Here is an 18,643-nt window from a genome sequence, read left to right as displayed (position 1 = left end):
ACGATGTGCTCCGCCCCACTCCGCTGGGACCAAAGGGAGAGATGCCCCTGACCGAACACCCCACAGCACCGCCCGAAGCCAGCCGGCACCGGTCCGGACCAGCCCCGCCAGCGCCACGGCCGCCGCCCGCACACACTGGGAGAACCGGTCCGCGCCCGAACCCCCGAGCGGGCAGCGGACCGGTCCCCGACGAGGCCGTCAGCGCCAGACGACCAGCGGTGCTGAAGCGGCGGCCGGGGTGCGGCGATGGCGGTGGTGCCGTGGCGCCACCAGGAAGAAGTGATCACGGGCAAGGGCTACCGGCCCGGGCGGGACGGCTGGCGTACTGTCACCCGGTGGTCGGCGCGGCGCCGTCCGGGTTGACGCGGGTCGGAGCGGAGCGGGGGCCGGCTCATCGGGCCTACTTGGTCAGGGCCACACGCCGAACCACTGCTCGGCGTCGAACTCCTCGAACCTCTCCACCTCGGTGAACCCCAGCTTCACCGCCAGGCGCACCGAGCGGTCGTTGGCGGCCTGAGTGCACAGCACCACCGGCTCCCCGGGCAGCGCCCCGGCGAACCAACGGAGCGCCGCCGCGCACGCCTCGGCTGCGTACCCCCGCCCCCACGCTGTCGGCAGGAACATGTAGCTGAGCTCAGCGTCGCCGCCCTCCGGGCGGATGCGACCGGGCCGTGCCGGGTCGCGCCGGTCGAACGTCACGAGGCCGATCATCTCCCCGCTGTGGTCGACGACGAAGGTACCGGGACGCCGTCCCGGAAGCGCACGTTCGACGTCCTCACGGGGCCGCGGACCGCCGAGGTAGGTGTGCACCTGAGGGGAGGTCAGCAGCTCGACGTACGCCGCCCGGTCCCGGGCCTCGGACTCGCGGAGAACGAGCCGAGGCGTCCTGAGCGGAACGGACGGCCACACCACAGGTCCAAGCTCAGCCATGCCGCGCAACCTACCGGACCGTGTCGCTTCGTCAGCGCATTTCGGGCGGCGGTCTGCCGCCCGGTGCGGGCCTTGCGGTCCTCGGGCGGTCGCTTGCTCGTCGCGGTGCCGGCGGCGTTCTGGTCGGCAGGGGCGGTGGTCGGGGTCATCAGAGGTCCTCCTTTCCGGCTCCGCCCTCGATGAGGGTAAAGATGCGGTCGTAGGTGGTCAGCTCGCGCTGCTCGACCTCGATGCCGGCGGGCGCCAGGAGCTGGGCCTGGGCGGCGTGCTGCCGGTGGACCTCCTGGCGCAGGCGCCCGGCCGCGGCCATGTGCTCGGGGTCGGTGATCGACTGGTGGCGGGCCCAGCAGCGGGCATGGCGGGCCACGACTTCCTCGCCGCAGGTCACGGTGATCTGCTCGGTGTCCGCCCGGACGGTGACCAGGTGGCCGATCGCGCGGGGGTGGACGGAGTAGTCGCAGGTGTCCACGCGGATGTAGTGGTCGCGGCCCAGCCGGGTGCGAAGCGGCCACCAGGCCGGCGGGTCGACCCGCGGGATCGTGAGCATGGCCGCTCTGTCCGTCTCCCAGCGGTCGACGGGCCGGGCGTCGATCGTTCGGTGGCGGCGCCGGTTGGCGATCTGCAGCCAGGCGGTCAGCTGGGTGTTGAAGTCGCCGGGCCCGGCGAACGTGCGACCGGGCAGGAAGGACGTCTCCAGGTAGCCGTTGGCCCGCTCCATCAGTCCTTTCGCCTCCGGATCGCGAGGCCCGGCAGAACAGGAGCCGGATGGCGAGCAGGCCCGCCAGGGCGGCGAACTCGCCGGTCGGTCTTCCCCGACCGACACCCGGTTCGTTGTCCCAGACCAGCGTCCTCGGCACCGCCTGCCAGCCGGTCAGCAGCCGCCAGTGGCCGTCGATCAGATCAGCGGTGCACCTCGAGGGCAGCATCCGGGCGGTGATCATCCTGGAGTAGCCGGAGACGATGACCAGCACCGGAGGACGCCCGCTCTGGCCGTAACCGAGCGGGATGTCCACCGCCGGAAACCACAGATCGCACTGGGCCAGCTCGCCCGGCTCATAGACCGTCCGCGAGACCGGATCGACGGGAAGGTAAGCCGGACGCAGCTCGCGCACCCGCTCCCGCAAGATCGACAGCCCCCGCTCCCAGCCGATCCGCTCCGCGATCACCGTGGCCGGCATCGTCGGAGTCTGCTGCAACAGCTCGCGGATCCGGTCCTCGACCCCGTCCACCGCAGAGCCCTTCAACGGCCGCTGGTACACCGGCGGCCGGTCCGAGGCCAGAGCCCGCGCCACCGTGCCCCGGGAGATCCCCAGCTGCCGGGCCACAGCACGCGCCGACAACCCCTCAGCCCGATGCAGCCGCCGGATCTCAGCCCAGTCCTCCACCCCGATCACCTCTTCCCTCCTGACTCCCGTACCAGTGAAGTCAGGATGATCAAGAGATCACGCAGTGACCCGCTTTTGATCCGCCGTCCGTGGCCCTCGTTTCACGGTTCAGGCACGGATTTCGTGAAGTTGATCAAAGGGCCGCTACGGTCTGTGCTCGATGGCCGAGACTTGCTCGGATGGCTGCCGGGCGGACTCGGATGGGACAGAATGCTGGGCATGACGACTTGAAGAGCGCCGGCCGAGCGGCAGCACTGGCTCAAGGTCGGGAGCGGCTGGTCCGCTCCCGACGGTGAACGCCGGATCTGCGCCACGTGCGGGACGCCGGTCCGCTCGTACCAGTACCGCTTCTATCCGCCCGAGTCCTCCATGTTCGAGCGCTGCATCGGGTTCGCCTGGTGCTCAACTTGCAGGATCTACTCAGGAAATATGGTCCACGTCCCGCGGAAGCGCGTTCTGGTCGATGCCCTCGCAACCCTTCCCTCTGAGCAACGCGAGCGGCTGCTACGTTCGGAAACGAGACTGATCGAGTTCCTGGACCGCAAGGTCCGAGACAGGGAAAGACAGCCCTCACCGGGCAAGCACCCCTGAAAGTCGATCAAGGGCTCGTCAACCGGTCCGTGGTCGGCGGCTGGCCGCGATCAGGAGAAGCCGTTTGCGAAGAAGCAGCGGCTTCGCTCGGCCGAACATGCTGCGTTTGAGCGCCTTGAGGTCGTTGACGCGGCCCTCGACCGGCCCCGACGACCAGTCGGTGCTCATGCCGTAGACGACGGCGTCGAGGTCGGGGAGGAGTCCGGCGGCGAAGCCGGCGAGGCCACAGTGCTCGTCCGCGCAGACCGCCGCTATCCAATGCCCGAGTTGATCTCCTTCGCGGTTGGTCATGATGGCGGCGAAGGCACGGACGTGGCCAGCGGCGGCTGCGAGTTCGGGTGAGTGGGCCAGCAGGGTCTTGAGCTGCCGCTGGTCGTCTTCGCGCAGGTGGTCGGGGTGGCGCATGATCCAGCCGGCGGCCTGTCGGGGCGAGGGTGGCCGAGCGATCGGTGGTGTGCCGCTGGCCGTCCGACGGCCGGGATGCAGCGGGCGAACGTAGTCGCGCAGCGTGCTGTAGCTGCAGCGTGCCCCGCGTTCTTGCAACTCGCGGTGGAGCCGGGACATGTTCGTGCAGCCTTCGGCGATGCGTTGGTCGAGGTAGGGCTTGAAGGCGTCGAGTTTGCTGGTCCGGTTCTGCCACTGGCCGTGCAGCATCGCCTCCGGGCTGGCGGCGCGAGCGTACTTGCGCACGGTGTTGCGCCCGAGTCCGAGGCGACGGGCGATCTCCCGCAGGCTCAGCCCCTGCTCAACCTGGGCGCGAACGGCAGCGTGGGTGTCACGGAGCCGATCGAGGAACTTCCCCTGTGGGTAAGGTTCGAGCGGATCCCCGGCGTCCTCGACTGCCTCGGCGGGTGTGGGTTCCGGTGTCGGCGGCTCGGGCGCGGGCGCGCATTCCACCAGGTCACGCAGCAGGGTGCGATGGCGGGACACGAGGCGTTCGACGGCCTCGGCGAGGTTGTGCCAGACGTGCCATTTGTCGGCGCAGTGCTGGGCCTTCGGGGCTCCAGCGCGGGCGCCGTCGGCGAAGACGGACGCGCGGTCGCGGCAGACGATCTCGACACCAGGGCGCTCGCGTAGCCATGTGGCGACGCTGTCCGCGTCGCGGTCGGGTAGCAGGTCGAGGGGCTGATGGGTCTCGCAGTCGACCAGGAGGGTGCCGTAGCGGCGACCCTTTCTGGTGGCGAACTCGTCGATGCCGAGCACGCGCGGGGTCGCCCAGTCCGGGTCTGGCAGCGCCATCACCATGCGCAGGACGGTCATCCGGCTGATCACGATGCCGAACAGCAGGGCCAGGCGGACCACGGCACGAGCGGCCAGGACGACGCCCAGCGCTGCGAGCATCCGCTGCAGGACGGGCGTGCGGCGGCCGTAGCGGCAGGTCAGCCCCTCGATTTGTTCGGCGAAGGTTACCCGCCGACACTCGCGCTTGTCGCAGAACAGCCGGCGCACCGACAGCTCGATCACGACGCTCTGACCACCGCACGGGGCGTCGGCCAGGCGTCGCCCGTACCGGCTGTGCACCCGCCCAGACGGTATCCCGCAGCCCGGACACGGCACGAATCCGCCCTCCGGCGTGGACGCCTCGATCACCACCTGGCCGTCCCGTACCTTGACGCACTCGACCCGCATCCGTGCCAGATGCGGGAGCAAAAGGAAGATGTCCTCACACTCGGTCAGCGTCCACCCGAGGATGACGGAGCGTCACCCGGCGCATGGAAGCACGATCGAGTTCACGAAATCCGTGCCTGAACCGAATCACCCTGTCGAAAACAGGTCCGGCCAGTCCTGCTCCTCCTCCCCGCACCCGCGGAGGTCAGCCGGTCACGGCCCCGCCCTTGGCGCAGGCCCGGACCTCCTCCCCGCACCCGCGGGGGTCAGCCGCTCCAGGCCGCCGTCGGCAACAAGCCGGGCACGATCGACTTCTCGGCGACGGCGTTCGACGTCGCCGTCGGGCCGGCCCGGCGGTTGCGGGAGGCGGGTGTGCCTGCGGCTGTCCGGTGCACGTGGTGCGACCTGACGGTGCCCGGGGACGAGGCGCCGCTCGACCCGGGCCCCTGTGTGTCCCGCTCCTGGCCGACCGCCCATTGCCTGGCGAACTCCCTCACCAGCTGTGGCTGCGGGTTCTGCGCCACCTTCGGGCCCGTCCGGCTCACCCTCTGAACGCCCTGGCCCCCTGAGGGCGGCACGGGGGCCGGAGGGTGAGCACGGGTGGGCCGGGGCCGTCACGCAGGCGGCCAGCCGTGGTGGACCAGGCCACCGGGGTCGGTGAGGGCGCCGCGGATGCCGGCGGCGGGGTAGGGGATCAGGTCGTCGGGCAGGCCGTCCTCGGTGAACCAGCGCAGGTCCAGGCACTTGGCGGGTTCGCGGTTGACCGGCTCCCCCTCCCACTCGGCGGCGAGGTAGAACAGGCCGAGGCGCAGGATCGCCGGGTCCTGGCGGTGCAGGACGGTGTAGGCGAGGTGGAGGTGGGCCGGGTCGACGGTGACCCCGGTCTCCTCCTCCAGTTCGCGGGCGGCGCCGTGGGCCGGCTTCTCGCCGGGGTCGAGTTTGCCGCTGGGGGCGTGCCACTGGCCGTAGCCGTAGGGGCCGCCGCGCTGGGACAGCAGGACCTTGCCGTCCGGGGTGCGCAGGATGACGTGGACGTCCACGACGGGATGCGGGGTGGGACTCGTGTCGCTGGTGCTCATGTTCTCTCTAACTCCCGTACGGCATTTTGGTGTTGATCGTCCGGGGTGGGACCTGTTCCAGGATGGCCTGTGCGGTCTGCTCGGGGGTGAGGTGGGTGGTGTCCACGGTGTGGAGCCGGTAGCCGAGCCGTTCGAGCACGGGGACGGCCTCCTGGTAGAGCCGCAGTTCGCGGGCGGTGGCGGCGGCGTCGAGTTCGAAGCGGTGCCGGGTGCCGCGGTGGGCGAGGCGGCGCTGCACGGTGTCGGGGTCGGCGGTGAGGAGGACGGCGAGGTCGGGGACGTCCGCGCCGTCGTTGACGGCGAGAAGGAAGTCGGTGTCGACTCCGTCGGCGCGCTGGAGGACGAGGGTGGAGGGCAGGTAGCGGTCCAGCAGCACGGTGGTGCCGGCGGCGCGCCGGGGGCGGACGTCGGTGTCGAGTTGGTGGAGGCGGTCGGCGGCCACGGCCAGGGCGAGGGCGCGCCCTCGCATCGTCGCGGCGGCGGCACGCACGGCCTGGCCGTAGGCGGTGGTGGAGGGCCCGGTGGCGGTGTGGACGGTGTGTCCGGCCGTCCGCAGGGCTCGGGCGGTGGCGGCGACGGCGGTGGACTTGCCCAGGCCGCTGGGCCCGTCCACGGTGAGCAGCAGGCCGTTCACGCGGTCACCTCCCGGCGGGCGGCGGCGTTGCGGTGGTGCTGTTCGCGGGAGATGTCGGCCAGCCATCCGTAGAGCCGGGTGAGGGGGACGTGGCCGAACTGCTGGCCGGTGGCGAAGTTGAACTCGTCGCGGCCGCGCATCGCCTCGTCGGCTCCGTGTCCGGTGAGGTCGACGTCCTGGTAGGTCTGCATGGCCTCGGGGTCCCAGCCCTGCCGGACGAGGTCGGCGAAGACGGGCGAGCCGGGGTAGGGGCGGAAGGTGAACGCGGAGGCGCGGAAGGTGCCGGGCAGGCGGTCGGACAGGGCCCAGAGCTCGCGGATGTGGGCGAGGGTGGCGAGGGCGTCCTCCATGGTCTCGCCGGGGTATCCGAGGATGAAGTACCCCTTCACACCGATGCCCTTCTCCAGCAGCCGGCGGGCGACGGTGAGCGTCATCGCGGGGGTGATCCGCTTGTCCATCGCCTCCAGGATCCGGGCGGAGCCGGATTCGATCCCCAGCGCGACCTCACGCAGTCCGTTGCCGCGCAGCCGCTCCAAGACGGTGTCGTTCTCGCGGTCGAGGACGTTGATGCGGCCGGTGGCGTCCCACACGTACCTCTCGCCGACGCGCTCGGCGGCGAAGGCGTCCAGGGCGGGGTGGATGACGCGGCGGGCGCCGAGGAAGAGGTCGTCCACCGCGCGGAAGGCCGTGCAGCCGAAGTCGGCGTCGAGCCGGTGCATCTCGGCGATGATGTTCTCGGGGGTCCGGGTGCGGATGCTGACCTCGGGATTCATGGAGGCGGCGGCACCGCAGAACCCGCACTCGTAGGGGCAGCCGCGCGAGCACACCAGGTTGGCCTCGATGCGGCCGTCGGCGGCCCGGTACGGGTCCTGGGCGAGGAAGCGGCGGTCGACGGCGAGGGCGTCGATGTCCGGGGCGAGCCAGCGGGCGGTGTCGCCGGGGCGCGGGATGCCGCAGGCGGTGGTACCGAGCAGGCGGTCGCGCCACATCACCTTCGGCAGTTCGCGGCGCCGGTGGACGTCCCCGAGCAGGGCGGTGACCCGCATCTCGCCCTCGCCGATCACCAGGGCCTCCAGGCCGGCGAAGCGCGGATCGGCCAGGACGCGCCCCGGGTCGGCCTTGGCGTGGTGGCCGCCGGCCATCAGCGCGATCGCCGGGTCCAGGGCGGCGGCGATCCGCGCCGTCAGCTCGTAGGTCGGGGCGAGGAGGTTGAACGCGGCCCAGCGCGGCCGCAGCGCGTTGACGACGTCGGCGGTTCGCCGGATGCCGAGTCCGTGGGCCTCAGCGTCCAGGATGCCGACGTTGAAGCCGTGCGCGGCGGCGTGGGTGGCGATGTAGGCCATGCCGAGGACCGGCAGGGTGTAGTCGTTGACGCGCGGGCGCAAACCGTAGTCGCGCAGCGGGGCGTTGACGAACAGGCAGTCGAGGGCGCGGTCCGGGTCGGCGCCGGCGACCAGGTCATGGGCGGTGCGGGTCTGTTCCTCCGAGCTGATCGGTGCGGGCATGGGCCCCCCAGGTGAGTGTCGACAGGGTGAGGGTGTGCAGGTGGCGCGGTTCGTCGCCGGCCAGGTGGTGCCAGTGCGCGCCGAACAGGGCCTCGGTCTTCTTCGGCTTGTCGGCGGCGGGCCAGGGGTGGTCGGGGGCGATGCGGGCGGCCCAGGTGCGGACCGCGAGGTCGGCATGCGGGTACACGGAGAAGTCGCCGGTGAAGTCGGCGGCCGCCGCGGCCGCCGTCCAGGGCCCGATCCGCGGCACGCCGACGAGCGCGGTGGCCAGGGCCGGGGCGTCCAACCGCTCCCAGCGGGCCCGGTGCTCCAGGTACGCGTTCGCGGCCGCGCGCAGTGCGGTGCGGTGGAACGTGGTGCCGACGGCGGCGAACTGCTCGTCGGTCAGGGCGAGGACGGTCTCCGGCGTCGGCGCGGTGTGCAGGGTGCGGTCGGGAGCGGGCCCGCGGTCGTGGCCGGAGGCGGGGCCGTTGCCGGGGGCGGGCAGCTCGGTGCCGTGGGCCGCGCACCAGCCGCGGTAGAGGCGACGGGCCTGGTCGGCGCGGACGACCTGGCGCAGGACCGCGGTGGTGATCGCGTCCCACAGCCACGGGTTGGCCACCCGCACGCTCGGCCCGAGACCGCGCAGGCCGGCGAGGAGGGCGGGCGGGACGGTGCCGGGCAGCGACGTCGGGTCGGTGGTGACGAGGGTGGGCTTGGTGTCCTCCGTGCCGTCCACGCAGGCCAGGTCGAGGCCGTCGGGGGTGAGGGTGGCCAGCCAGAGGCCGTCGGCGGTGCGCAGGGGGCGCTGCCGGTGGCCGGTAATGGTGTTCTCCTGCCAGGCTGGGTGATCGGTCGTCAGGACGGTGTGCACGGGGCGCTCCTTGCCTAGGGTGCCGAAGTGGGCCGCCCCAGCTTGCCAAGTCCGGGCAGGCGCCGGGGCCGGTTCGGCCGGGTTCCCGGCGGCGTCGGGGCACCGGAGCGCCGGGACCCTGGGGCCGGGTGCTGCTTCACCGGCGCTCGGGCACCGGGTCGATCACGCCTGCGGCGGCGAGGCTCCGGTAGAGCACGTGGTGCTCGGCGTCGGTCATCCGGCGCGAGTGTGTCGGCGCCTCGCCGCCGACGGGTGGGGGCCAGGCGGAGACCGGCGGGATCAGGTCGGAGGCGGCGTGGGCGGCGGAGCGGTAGGAGCCGCGCACCATGAGGGTGGTCGTGCCGGGCAGCATGACGGCCCGGTGCACGAGCGTGGGCGCCAGGGTGTAGCTGCTGCCAGGGAGTTCGGTGGTGGTGACGGCCGGGCGCAGGTCGCCGGACGTGAACGGGCCGTCGGCGCGGCCGTCGGTCCGGCCGTCGGTGCGCAGGAAGACGGTGTGGAGGTAGCCCCCGGTCAGGACGCGGGCGGCGAACGGGTAGGCGTGGTCGTGCGGGAGCAGCTGGTTGCCGGGGCGGGGGTTGGTGTTGAGGCGGACCTCGTACCCGAGGTCGTCCGCCGTGGACAGGACGAGACGGTCCAGCAGCAGGGTGGTGCGGGAGGCCTCGTACCGGTCGGGGACGAGGACGGTGGTGGTGACCAGGTAGGACAGGAGAGCGCGGTCGGCGGCGAGGCGGTGGAGGACGTCGGACTCGGCGTGGAACCGCGGCAGGTCGGCGGCGCGCAGGTCCGGGATGTCCTCGAGCCGGGGTGCGGCGGCCCGGGCCGCACCGGTCGGGCGGGGGTCGGCGAGGCGCGCGTGGGCGTCGGCGGCGGCGGCCCGGTACTCGTCCGGGGTCAACGGCGCGGTGCCCGGGACCGGGGTGGGGGCCTGGGTTGAGGCCGGGGCATGGGACGCGATGAGCTGCGCACTGTCCGGGGAGCCCGTGAGCCGGGTCGTGGCACCGGCGTGCAGGAGGCAGACCTGGCCGGGGTCCAGGGTGCGCAGGTACTGGGGGTCGTCATGGTCGACGTCGTCCCGGTCGCGGTAGAGGGCGAGGTCCAGGGTGCCGACGAGCGGAACGAGGGCGGTGGTGCGGTCGGCGGGCCAGGGCCCGGCGGAAGTGGTGCCGTCGGGAGTGGTGCTGTCGGGGGTGGTGCCGTCGGGCAGGCGCAGGTGGATCGCCGGGTGGCCGTCGCGGGGCGCGGCGAGCAGGAGCAGGGTGTGGCCGGGGGCGGTGCGGGAGCCGGCCGCGAGGGTGCCGGGGTCGGCCCGGTCGAGCAGGTGCAGGGCCAACTCGGTGGCGGGGGCGAGCCAGGCGCCGGTGACCAGGTACTCGGGGCGGTCGGTCAGGGCGTCAGGGTCCAGGTCGGCCAAGCCGGCGACGGCCAGGGAGTCGGCGGTGGCCGGGGTGCTCTGCGGCGGGGTCATGGGCATGGTGATCTCCTCCATGAGGTGGTCGCCGCACCGCAGGACCCGGGGCTCGTGGACCTCCGGCAGCGGGCGGGCGTTCGTGTGGGGGGCCGTCATCGCGGCCCCCAGTTCCACGGGATCGGGTGGGCGCCGCGCAGGCAGGCGACGCGGTGGGCGGCCTGCCGGTGGGCGGCGGCGTCGAGGTGGGCGCGCCGCACCGTGTTCATCACCGCGGTGAGGACGACGACGTCGCGTACGACCTGGTAGCCGGACCAGGCGCCGATGTAGGGGTGGGCCGGGAGCCGGCCCTGTCGCTCGTAGGAGAGGTAGGTGTCGGCGTACGTCCGGTGGTCCTCGCGCGAGCCGGTGAGCAGTTCGGAGCGCCAGCGGGCCGCGACCAGGTCCCACTCCCTGCGGCCGCGCGTCAGCGGCCGGCGCAGCAGGAGCCCGACGTGAACGCCGTCGTCGTGGCAGGGGACCATTCCGAGGGCGCCGAGGACGACGGTGTCCGGAGTCGGCCAGTCCAGGTAGTCCCACTCCTCGCGCAGCTGCGCCGTGTGCTCGCGCAGGAACCGGCGGGCGGCATCGTCCAGCGGGGCGTCGTCCAGTCCATCCAGCAGGTGAGCGAACGGGTCGTGCTCCCTCAGCCACGGCGCCAAAGCGGGGTCGATGCGGTGGGCGAGGGCGGTCACCCACGCGGACAGGGACGTGTCGGCGCTCGGCCTCCCGGGGTCCTGCCAGAAGGTCACGGCCCGGCCGTCGGCGGCCGGGCGGACGTCGGTGTAGTAGGGGGAGGTGACGGGAAGCCGGTGCTGCCGCAGGAACTGCGCGCCCTTGACGAGCGCCCAGGCCTGGTCCAGGTCCGGGTGCACGATGGCGAGCGCGTGCGAGCGCGAGCCGAGCGACCACAGGTGGTTCGGGCTGTCGCTGACCAGCTCGGCCTTCGCGGAGTCGTCGCCGGTGGCCACGCAGGCCTGCGTCAGGGCCTCGTAGGAGGCCGCGATGTCCAGTCTTCGGGCCGGGCTGACGGTCTTGAGCAGCGTCTTGGTGCGCGTTCCGACACTCACGGCGCAGTCCTCGGGTTCGGAGTGGACGGATGGAGAGGGAAGCGGCCCTGGAGGCGGTGAGCGTGCGCGCCCCGTGCGGGCGGGGCGGTGCTCTTCCGCCACCCGCCGCCGTGTCGCTCCAGGGACGGGTGTTCCGGACTCCGGTGGCACCGGTGTGCACAGGCAAGCGTGTGCGGAGGCGGCAGGTGCTACCGGAGGCCTACGAGGTGCCGGTCACGCCGGTATTCGGTCGCGCGCCGGCTGCCCGGGCAGCCGGCCCACGGCGGGCCGAGGCCGGAACTCCCGCACGAGCGCGTCCGCGCGCGGCGCCTCGACCCGCGGGTGGACCTGCTCGCCCGCGGTGGCCGCCGGGCGCGCCTGCTCGGGAAGCCCGATCTCGGCCCAAATCTCCTTGCCGCCCTCGGGGAACTCTTCGACGCCGAACCGGGACACGACCGCCGTGACGAGCATCAGCCCGCGGCCGCAGGTCGCCTCGTCGCCGGCCGACCGGTACTCGGGCCGGCCGAGCCCCGGGTCGGTCACGGACACCCGCAGCACACCCGCGTCGTACCGCAGGCGGGCGGTCAGCATCACGTCCGGCCGCTCGCCGCCACAGCCGTGCACGACGGCGTTCGTCCCGAGTTCGCTCAGCACGAGCTGCAGATCGTCCGACACCGCCTCCTGCTGCCGGCCGTCCAGGCCGAGCGTCGGCAGCGCCGTCCTCGCCCAGCGGCGGAGATCGCCGATCCGTTCCCGTTCGGCGACGAATTCAAGGCTGGCGATGCTGCTCACACCGCCCTCCCAGTGGCCGAGCCGGAGGAGCTTCCCTCAAGGCGGCGGCCGACATCGGCACCGTGCAACAGGACAGCCGGCGTGTTCGTCTGAGGCACCCAGGGCGGGGTGTCCCAGCGGGTGCCGTGCGAAGGCGGAACGGCGATCCAGTCGCCGGGACCGGAGCGGACTTCGAGGTCGTCACAGGATGCGCTCGCGTACCGGCCGGTGGCCGGGAGAACCAGAAGGATCACCGACTCGACGGTCACGATGCACGGGACCTGAGCGACCTTTTCCAAGACGACCATCGCGGCCATGCCGATGGTTCGCGGGAGGAGTAGGGCATCGAACCTGGTGGTCCAGGCGATGAGGCCGGCACCGGGCGACTCCTCCAACGCGGAGATGACGAGCTCTGGGTCGGAGAACACCGGACCCTTCGGACGCGGGTGGGCGCCTGGGGCCGGGCAGCTCGGATCGCCGCAGGTACAGCCCTGCCTGGGCCGGTGTCGGTGTCCGACGGACAGCGTCCAGCTCAGGGCCGAGTAGGCCGTGGCGGCGTCCTCCGGTCGGCGGGTGTTGATCAGCTCCATGCCAGTCTCTCCCACGGTGATCACACATGCACTGCTGGTGACCTTCCGAGAGTGGCAGCCCGGCCTTGGCCCGCCCCCTAGAAAACTTAGGGGGCGTCAACTGTTCGATATTTCAGTTCAGTTACTGAACAAGTTCCATGTTCCGGATGAGCCCTGAGAGGGCAGCGGCCTGGGAGGGCACTCCGATCTGGACGAGCTCAGTGACCAGTGCGCGGCTCATGGGGTCGGCATACACGTAGTGCGGTGCTGCCGTCGCGGCTTCCCTCAACTTGACCACCGCGGCCGAGCTTCTACCCATCCGGTGCATCGCTCGCGCCTCGTCGATCGCATAGTGCGTCCGGCGCTCCTTCGACGGAACCTCGTGAATGTCCACCTCCGGAACGCGCCTGAGGCCACGGTCCGGCTCGTCCACTTCCACTCCGGCTTCCGCCGCATGTACGGCCACGACGCCACGCCCGAACACGGTGTGGTTCGCCAGGTCGTACCAGCCGTCGCCAAGCTGGTCGGCGTCCTCCAGCGCGGCACTGATCCGGGCCCAGGCATCGTCCTTCTGCCCTGCGCGGGCATGGGCGATCGAACACCTCAAGTGCAGGGCACCGCGCAAGGACACCGCTGCTCGGGTAGTCGCGCCTCCGGTGGTGTAGGGCTCCAGGTCCCGCAGCGCGGCCTCCGCCACGGCGATGGTCTCCCGGTTCGAGGCCTGGTGCAGCAACGCACCACACCTGTCCCATGCGACGGCGGCACGCATGAGCGGGTCGTCGACCGCTGCCGCGGCACTGGCCGCCACCTCGGCCGCCGACCATGCCAAATCAGGGTAGCCGAGTTGGTTCAGGCACATCCGAGCCGTCCTGGCGGCGTCGACCAACAGCCTCAGAGCTTCGTCCCGCTGGTGGCCGGTAAGAGTGAGCACCGCCGTGTTCAGATCTTCGATCAGTGGCGGAAGCAGGGTGGCGACTCCGGGCAGGTTCGCTGCCTGGCGGGCTGCATTGGCACGGCGGGATTGCCCACGCAGCCTGTCCAGCTCAACCGGTGCCCCCTGCGGGGCGAGCCCCGGGTGTCCCGAGAGGATCAGGCTGGCACGGCGGATACCGGTCCGAACCGCGGGGACGTGGGCGTGCGCAAGGCTTCCCCCGGCCCTCTGGAGGCGGTACGGCTGGCCGAGGAGCCAGACGACGTCGACATCGCAACGGTCGGCGATCGCAGTGATCACGCTGTACCGGTCGAGCGGCTGCCGACCGCTCTCGACGTTTGCCATCCAGGACTCTGCCCGGCCCAGGAAACCGGCCAGCTCAACTTGGGTCAGTCCAGCCGCGTTTCGGGCGATCCGCACGCGGGCGCCGATGTGCTCGCTGTTCAAGGGCATGCTGGTGTACTCCGTTCTGACCTCGTCCATCAGGACGGTACTCCGGATGCCGTTGCTGCGAAGCGTTAAAGCCGAACACCCGGTGATTGCGCGAACTCGCTGCCGGGGCACCCCTCCGACGGTGCCCGGCGACCCACTGCACGTGAATCCTTTGGACAGCGTCGATCTCACCGGCCCTCCTGAAGCACGGAGCGCCGCCCCACGGCCCTCCCCCGGCTTCAACCGTTTCCGACAGTAGGTGAGCTTGCAGTGGCAGGAGCTATCCCCGCGAGCGCGGGGCCGACAACCCGGCGGGACTCACCACAGCCTCGGCCGCCGAGCTATCCCCGCGAGCGCGGGGCCGACCGGTACGGCCTCCGGGGCAAGGGTGTTCCCCCGGAGCTATCCCCGCGAGCGCGGGGCCGACGGGGACCTGATCTGCGGGCGGTGCCGGGAGGCGGAGCTATCCCCGCGAGCGCGGGGCCGACGAACCCATCGCGACGGGACATTCTGTCGCCCAGGAGCTATCCCCGCGAGCGCGGGGCCGACGCTCGGACTGAAAGAGAGCTGATACCGCGTGAGGAGCTATCCCCGCGAGCGCGGGGCCGACTGTCGACGGCCTCCTGCCATACCGCACGGATCCGGAGCTATCCCCGCGAGCGCGGGGCCGACCCACTACCCGGGCGGAGGCCTCCCTGCCCGTGGGAGCTATCCCCGCGAGCGCGGGGCCGACACTTCCTGACCTGCGGCGATTGGGCGCAGAGTGCGCCAATCCATTCAGTTCGAATCCGGAGCCCTTCACGTGTACAGAACCAACGCCCCAGAGACGATCTCTCCCAGCTGCGCCCCGGCGAGCCGACTCTGAACCTTCGACAGCATCGTACGGCTGGCATCAGGCATGGGCATAGGGGACGGGTTCGCCGGTGACGGCGTCGGCCACGCCCCGGGGCGGAGAGGCTGACACAGGACGACCTTCAGCTCCGCGGTGCCGCCGACCTCGCCGCCGTCGCCGAAGTCGTCGCCACATACCGCCACTGCCTGGTCCTGCGGACATACGACATCAACCCACCGCCTGCCCGCGAGCAGCCGACTGAGGATCGGGTCGCCGGCGACGGCACAGCGCTTTCCGGTGCTTCAGGTGTCGGCACCGACTGGCACGGAGGCACGGCGTAGGAATCGTCACCCGTATCGGACCACATTGCTTTCTTGGACTCTGCCCGGCGGGTCCATAGTTCACAGGCCCAGGCCGCTCCGCCTTGGACGCCGGGTCGGCTGCGGGTTCTGCCCGGTAGCGGCGAGCCGGGCCGCTGAGCGTCTGAGGGTCATGCGGTCGGCGGCCTGACGGTCGGGAGCAGAGGCGAGCCGGTGCTGGAGGTGCTGGGCGGCGAGGTCGGCTCCGAGCGCCGAGACCACGGTGGCGAGGGCCGTCTCGGCGGCCGCGCTCGCCCGGCCGGCGGACCGGTATTCCTCGGCGAGCTCAGCGCGCCGATCGGCGGGCAGCGGCCGGGCCGGCAGTCGGTTGTGCCCGGGGCCGGAGGCTCGCATCATCAGCCGCCGGGTGTCGGCGAGGCGTTCGGCGAGGACGGCGTGGTCCTCGGCGAGGTGCTGGAGGCGGGCGGAGATCTGGCGGAGGGCGTCGCACCACACCGGCAGGGACGCGGCGATGTCGCAGGCCCGACGGGTGGATCCCCCGTGGCCGTGGGACAGCCGCCAGGCCGGGTCGGCGTAGAGGAGCCGGCCCACCCGGTCGACCAGGGCGTGCGACTCCGCGGTGACGGCGGAGAGGGTGTTGTCGGGAGCGGAGCGCAGGGGGAACCAGCAGGCGCGTACGCGGCGCCAGGCGTGCTCGGCAGTTTCCCAGGCGTCGTCGGCGGCGTGGACGGAGGCGAGGTGGGCGGACACGGTGGCGGGAGCATGGGTGGCGGCGTGGGTGAACAGCAACCGGGTCAGCTGGTAGACGGCGAGGGCGTTGGAGGCTGCTGTGCCCATGGCGGAGGCGGTGTGCGCGTGGGAGTCGTCGCCCGCCTGTACGGCGCGCCAGCTGATGTCCGCGAGCCGGTCGGCCGAGGCGGCGGCGCCGGTGCCGAGCTGTGCGGGGGTCTCCACGGTACGGGGTGGGTCGGGCTGCAGCAGCGCGCGGGGCCGTACGGTGTCGAGCGCCACGGCGCCGAGCCGGACGTCCGGGTCGGCGGCGAGCGCCCGGACCTCTCGCTGCACCACTCCCAGCTGGTCGACGACCCGGCCAAGGGCACCGATGCGCTCGGTGAAGGACGCGCTGGACGTGGCCGAACCAAGGCGGCCCACCAGGTCCGCGACCGTTCCGGTGAGGGCGAGGACCCTGACCAGGACGGCGGTGCGCAGCTGCGTGCTCTCCAGGGCGAGCCCGTGCCGGGTGAGGGGCCGGCCGTCGGGATCGGTGTGGGTGGCGAGCAGGTCCAGGCCGGTGCGCAGGGCCTGGACGGCATGGGGGACGTACCGGGGGGCCTGGAACGCTTGGAGGGCCGTGAGGGCCGGCGGCTTGCCGTAGGCGGCTCTGAGCTGCCGGGCGGCTTCGGCCAGGGCCACGTGCAGCCGGGCCCGGCAGGCACTGTCCGGTGCCGCCGCCGGGCCGGGGCCGGTGGGCGCCCGGTCGGGCAGGGTGTCCACCGGTTCCCAGCCGTACCGGGTCTCCACGGCGAGGAGGAGGTCCAGCAGGTCCGCGACCTGATGGCCGACGGTCCGTCGGTAGAGTTCCGAGCTCCGCTCGATCGGCAGGTAGTCGGCGTCGGTGAGGCAGCTGCCCGCGAGGGCGACGAACTCGCCGAACTCGGCGCTCACCGAGCGGTCTCCGCCGGGCGGAGCGTGGTGCGCACCGCGGCGGCGGTGTGCCCGAGGAGGCGGACGGCAACCAGGGCGGTGTAGGCCTCATCCGGCGTCGCCGCGGTGGCGGCCGCTGCCGAAAGCCGAAGCTCCGCCTGCTCCAGGAATTCGGCGAGCCGACGGCCGTCGGCGAAGGTGAGGTCGGTTTCGGGGTCGTCGCCGTCGTCGGGCTCGGGCAGGAAGCCGCGGAGCTCGATGGCGTGGTTGTGGGTGCCGCAGGCGGCCAGGGTGTCGCCGCCGGTGTCGGTGGTGACGGCCAGGGCCCAGTACCCGGTCTGGTTGGCGAGGGACCAGGCCGCCGAGAGCGGGCCCTGGATGTCGGGCTCGGCGAGGCGGGCGGCGATGCGGTCGAACCAGGCGGTCGTCATGGCGGACTCCTTCGTTGGTTGTCGTCGTGGCGGTCAGGGTGGCGGATCCGGCCGTCCCCGGGGCGGGTGGTGCGACTTCCTGTGGATAACCCGGGGGTGTGGACGGATCCGGCCCCCGGACGGGGGATCAGGTGACGATCCGGCGGACGGCGACGACCTGGTTGGGGCCGCCGCCAGCTGCCCTCCAGATCTGGTAGCTGCCCGTCCGGATCCGGAGGCCGGTACGGGGGGCCTCCAGGAGACGGCCGTCGCCGATGTAGAGGGCGACATGGCCGGGGCGGCCCGGACCGCCGTCCGTTCCGTTGGTGAAGACGAGGTCGCCGGGTTGGATGCTTCCGGGGTCGACCGGTTGCCCCTCCTCGACCTGGGTGAAGGTGGTGCGGCTCAGCCGGATCCCGGCGTGGGCGTAGGCCTGCTGGACGAGGCTGGAGCAGTCGCACCAGTGGGACGGGGTGGCGCCCAGTGGGTCGGTGCAGTCGCCGCCGTACTGGTACCAGCCGCCGCGTTGGGCCAGGGCCCAGCGGATGGCGGCGGCGGCCTGCGGGTGGGTGCCGGCCGGGACGTCCCACCCCGGTGGGAGGGCGGCGTCGGCCAGCGGCCCGGCGGGCGAGGGGGCGGTGAAGTCCGGGAGCGCGGCGACGATGGCGGCGACGTACCGCTGGGTTTCCGGGTAGGGCGGGATGCCGTGCGCGGCTTCGACGGCGTGCCAGCCCGCGTTGTAGCCCGCGAGCGCGAGCTGCCACGGGTCGGCGGCGATGCCGGAGTCGCGGGCCTGGCGGATCAGCGAGCACATCATCCGGCCCTGGGCATCGATTGCGTCGGCCGGCTCGAACGGACTGCTCACCCCGTCGCCGTCGACGTCCCGGCCCCAGGCGCGCCAGGTGTCCGGAACGAACTGGGCGATGCCCTGGGCGCCCGCCGGGCTCTGGGCGTTGGGGTCGAAGCCGCTCTCCCGGTGGAGCTGGGCGGCGAGCCGGGGGGAGGTCAGGCCCTGGCCGCAGGCCCCGGCGGCGCGCTCGATCATCGGAACGTACGGCGCCGGGACGCTGCCCGGCCGAAGCGCGCTGCCGTACGGTCCGTGCCCCGGGGCGCTCGCCGCGGCGGGTACGTCGGTGGCGGCCGCCAGCAGCACCAGGGCGAGCAGTCCGGCGGGTGCGGCGACCGCGCCGCCCGCGAGCAGGATCGTCCGTTTGGGCATGGTCCAGGTCCCCCGATCGTGTGGCACCCGTCGGCGTGTCAGGTGCGGACCGGCCGGACAGGCCGGCGCGGCCGGTGGCGAGGTGGCTGTCCGGGTGCCGCCTGCCGCACCGCAGGAGCCGCCGACCTGCCGACCGGGCAGGCGCCCGGAGCGGCCGGACACGAGGGCATGCGGACGAAAGACGCCGCAGGTGGGCCGCTGCCTCGACGGCCGGCATCACCTCCGGCCGGCCGTCGAGGCAGCGAGGACAGGGCCGCATGCCGGCCCCGCCCCCGAAGTCGGTGGTGTCGTACGGCACCGGCGCACCCCTGGTCACGATCCGCTCCAAGTCGATCGCCGAGTGTAAACAGAGCCGGTCGTCACTGTGCTAGACAGTGCGGCTACGGCCAGTGATGGCCCATGAACTGGCATCGCTGAACACCGGTCAGGTGGGA

The 18,643-nt window shown here is 72.6% G+C and carries 14 protein-coding genes, 1 pseudogene and 1 CRISPR repeat array; all 15 genes and pseudogenes read right to left on the bottom strand.

The annotated features are described in order from the left end of the window. Positions 1 to 408 precede the first annotated feature (408 nt). The 15 genes and pseudogenes from ACIQ87_RS30780 to ACIQ87_RS30710 all read right to left on the bottom strand — a co-directional run bounded on the left by ACIQ87_RS30780 (position 409) and on the right by ACIQ87_RS30710 (position 18,209). On the bottom strand, positions 409 to 930 hold the full coding sequence (locus tag ACIQ87_RS30780) for a GNAT family N-acetyltransferase (RefSeq protein WP_402412995.1): 522 nt from the start codon (positions 928 to 930) through the stop codon (positions 409 to 411). A 148-nt stretch (positions 931 to 1,078) separates the two neighbouring features. Next, a pseudogene (gene istA / locus ACIQ87_RS30775) lies at positions 1,079 to 2,324 on the bottom strand (IS21 family transposase). Positions 2,325 to 2,924: 600 nt separating this feature from the next. Beyond that, positions 2,925 to 4,535, bottom strand: coding sequence for an ISL3 family transposase (locus ACIQ87_RS30770; protein WP_402413122.1), 1,611 nt, complete (start codon positions 4,533 to 4,535; stop codon positions 2,925 to 2,927). 593 nt (positions 4,536 to 5,128) lie between these two features. After that, positions 5,129 to 5,593 (bottom strand): NUDIX domain-containing protein, encoded by a 465-nt coding sequence (locus ACIQ87_RS30765; protein ID WP_402412993.1) that lies wholly within the window; start codon positions 5,591 to 5,593, stop codon positions 5,129 to 5,131. 7 nt (positions 5,594 to 5,600) lie between these two features. Next, on the bottom strand, positions 5,601 to 6,227 hold the full coding sequence (locus tag ACIQ87_RS30760) for a dTMP kinase (RefSeq protein WP_402412990.1): 627 nt from the start codon (positions 6,225 to 6,227) through the stop codon (positions 5,601 to 5,603). Continuing rightward, positions 6,224 to 7,732, bottom strand: coding sequence for a B12-binding domain-containing radical SAM protein (locus tag ACIQ87_RS30755; RefSeq protein WP_402412987.1), 1,509 nt, complete (start codon positions 7,730 to 7,732; stop codon positions 6,224 to 6,226). The genes ACIQ87_RS30760 and ACIQ87_RS30755 overlap by 4 nt, the downstream gene beginning before the upstream one ends. Next, positions 7,686 to 8,585, bottom strand: a complete 900-nt coding sequence (locus ACIQ87_RS30750; RefSeq protein ID WP_402412985.1) for a hypothetical protein — start codon at positions 8,583 to 8,585, stop codon at positions 7,686 to 7,688. Before ACIQ87_RS30750 ends, ACIQ87_RS30755 begins: the two co-directional genes overlap by 47 nt. Positions 8,586 to 8,721: 136 nt before the next feature. After that, positions 8,722 to 10,152, bottom strand: a complete 1,431-nt coding sequence (locus ACIQ87_RS30745) for a hypothetical protein (RefSeq protein WP_402412982.1) — start codon at positions 10,150 to 10,152, stop codon at positions 8,722 to 8,724. After that, positions 10,149 to 11,102, bottom strand: a complete 954-nt coding sequence (locus ACIQ87_RS30740) for a hypothetical protein (RefSeq protein ID WP_402412979.1) — start codon at positions 11,100 to 11,102, stop codon at positions 10,149 to 10,151. Before ACIQ87_RS30740 ends, ACIQ87_RS30745 begins: the two co-directional genes overlap by 4 nt. A 213-nt stretch (positions 11,103 to 11,315) precedes the next feature. Beyond that, entirely contained in the window at positions 11,316 to 11,873 is a 558-nt protein-coding gene (locus ACIQ87_RS30735; RefSeq protein ID WP_402412977.1) for an ATP-binding protein, read from the bottom strand. After that, positions 11,870 to 12,442 carry a hypothetical protein gene (locus ACIQ87_RS30730; protein ID WP_402412975.1) on the bottom strand — a complete coding sequence of 191 codons (573 nt, stop codon included), beginning with the start codon at positions 12,440 to 12,442 and terminating at the stop codon, positions 11,870 to 11,872. Before ACIQ87_RS30730 ends, ACIQ87_RS30735 begins: the two co-directional genes overlap by 4 nt. 121 nt (positions 12,443 to 12,563) lie before the next feature. Next, on the bottom strand, positions 12,564 to 13,835 hold the full coding sequence (locus ACIQ87_RS30725; RefSeq protein ID WP_402412973.1) for a helix-turn-helix domain-containing protein: 1,272 nt from the start codon (positions 13,833 to 13,835) through the stop codon (positions 12,564 to 12,566). 225 nt (positions 13,836 to 14,060) lie between these two features. Then, positions 14,061 to 14,517: a CRISPR direct-repeat array (repeat unit 29 nt; unit sequence GGAGCTATCCCCGCGAGCGCGGGGCCGAC). Positions 14,518 to 15,017: 500 nt separating this feature from the next. Beyond that, positions 15,018 to 16,601 (bottom strand): hypothetical protein, encoded by a 1,584-nt coding sequence (locus tag ACIQ87_RS30720; RefSeq protein ID WP_402412970.1) that lies wholly within the window; start codon positions 16,599 to 16,601, stop codon positions 15,018 to 15,020. Then, positions 16,598 to 17,011, bottom strand: a complete 414-nt coding sequence (locus ACIQ87_RS30715) for a hypothetical protein (protein ID WP_402412967.1) — start codon at positions 17,009 to 17,011, stop codon at positions 16,598 to 16,600. Before ACIQ87_RS30715 ends, ACIQ87_RS30720 begins: the two co-directional genes overlap by 4 nt. Before the next feature lie 127 nt (positions 17,012 to 17,138). Continuing rightward, positions 17,139 to 18,209: an NlpC/P60 family protein gene (locus ACIQ87_RS30710; RefSeq protein WP_402412964.1), complete on the bottom strand. Its 1,071-nt coding sequence runs from the start codon at positions 18,207 to 18,209 to the stop codon at positions 17,139 to 17,141. Between the last annotated feature and the right edge of the window lie 434 nt (positions 18,210 to 18,643).

Source organism: Kitasatospora sp. NPDC096204 (genome assembly GCF_044763205.1).
Taxonomy (GTDB): domain Bacteria; phylum Actinomycetota; class Actinomycetes; order Streptomycetales; family Streptomycetaceae; genus Kitasatospora.
Note: the sequence above shows the minus strand (reverse complement) of the source record. Positions and strands in the feature narration are given on the sequence as shown.

Excerpts from the sequence above, each read along its gene's own strand:
- ACIQ87_RS30710 (WP_402412964.1), bottom strand. The coding sequence starts at position 18,209 with ATGCCCAAACGGACGATCCTGCTCGCGGGCGGCGCGGTCGCCGCACCC.
- ACIQ87_RS30725 (WP_402412973.1), bottom strand. The coding sequence starts at position 13,835 with ATGGACGAGGTCAGAACGGAGTACACCAGCATGCCCTTGAACAGCGAG.
- ACIQ87_RS30780 (WP_402412995.1), bottom strand. The coding sequence starts at position 930 with ATGGCTGAGCTTGGACCTGTGGTGTGGCCGTCCGTTCCGCTCAGGACG.
- ACIQ87_RS30745 (WP_402412982.1), bottom strand. The coding sequence starts at position 10,152 with ATGACGGCCCCCCACACGAACGCCCGCCCGCTGCCGGAGGTCCACGAG.
- ACIQ87_RS30765 (WP_402412993.1), bottom strand. The coding sequence starts at position 5,593 with ATGAGCACCAGCGACACGAGTCCCACCCCGCATCCCGTCGTGGACGTC.
- ACIQ87_RS30730 (WP_402412975.1), bottom strand. The coding sequence starts at position 12,442 with ATGGAGCTGATCAACACCCGCCGACCGGAGGACGCCGCCACGGCCTAC.
- ACIQ87_RS30715 (WP_402412967.1), bottom strand. The coding sequence starts at position 17,011 with ATGACGACCGCCTGGTTCGACCGCATCGCCGCCCGCCTCGCCGAGCCC.
- ACIQ87_RS30770 (WP_402413122.1), bottom strand. The coding sequence starts at position 4,535 with ATGCGGGTCGAGTGCGTCAAGGTACGGGACGGCCAGGTGGTGATCGAG.
- ACIQ87_RS30755 (WP_402412987.1), bottom strand. The coding sequence starts at position 7,732 with ATGCCCGCACCGATCAGCTCGGAGGAACAGACCCGCACCGCCCATGAC.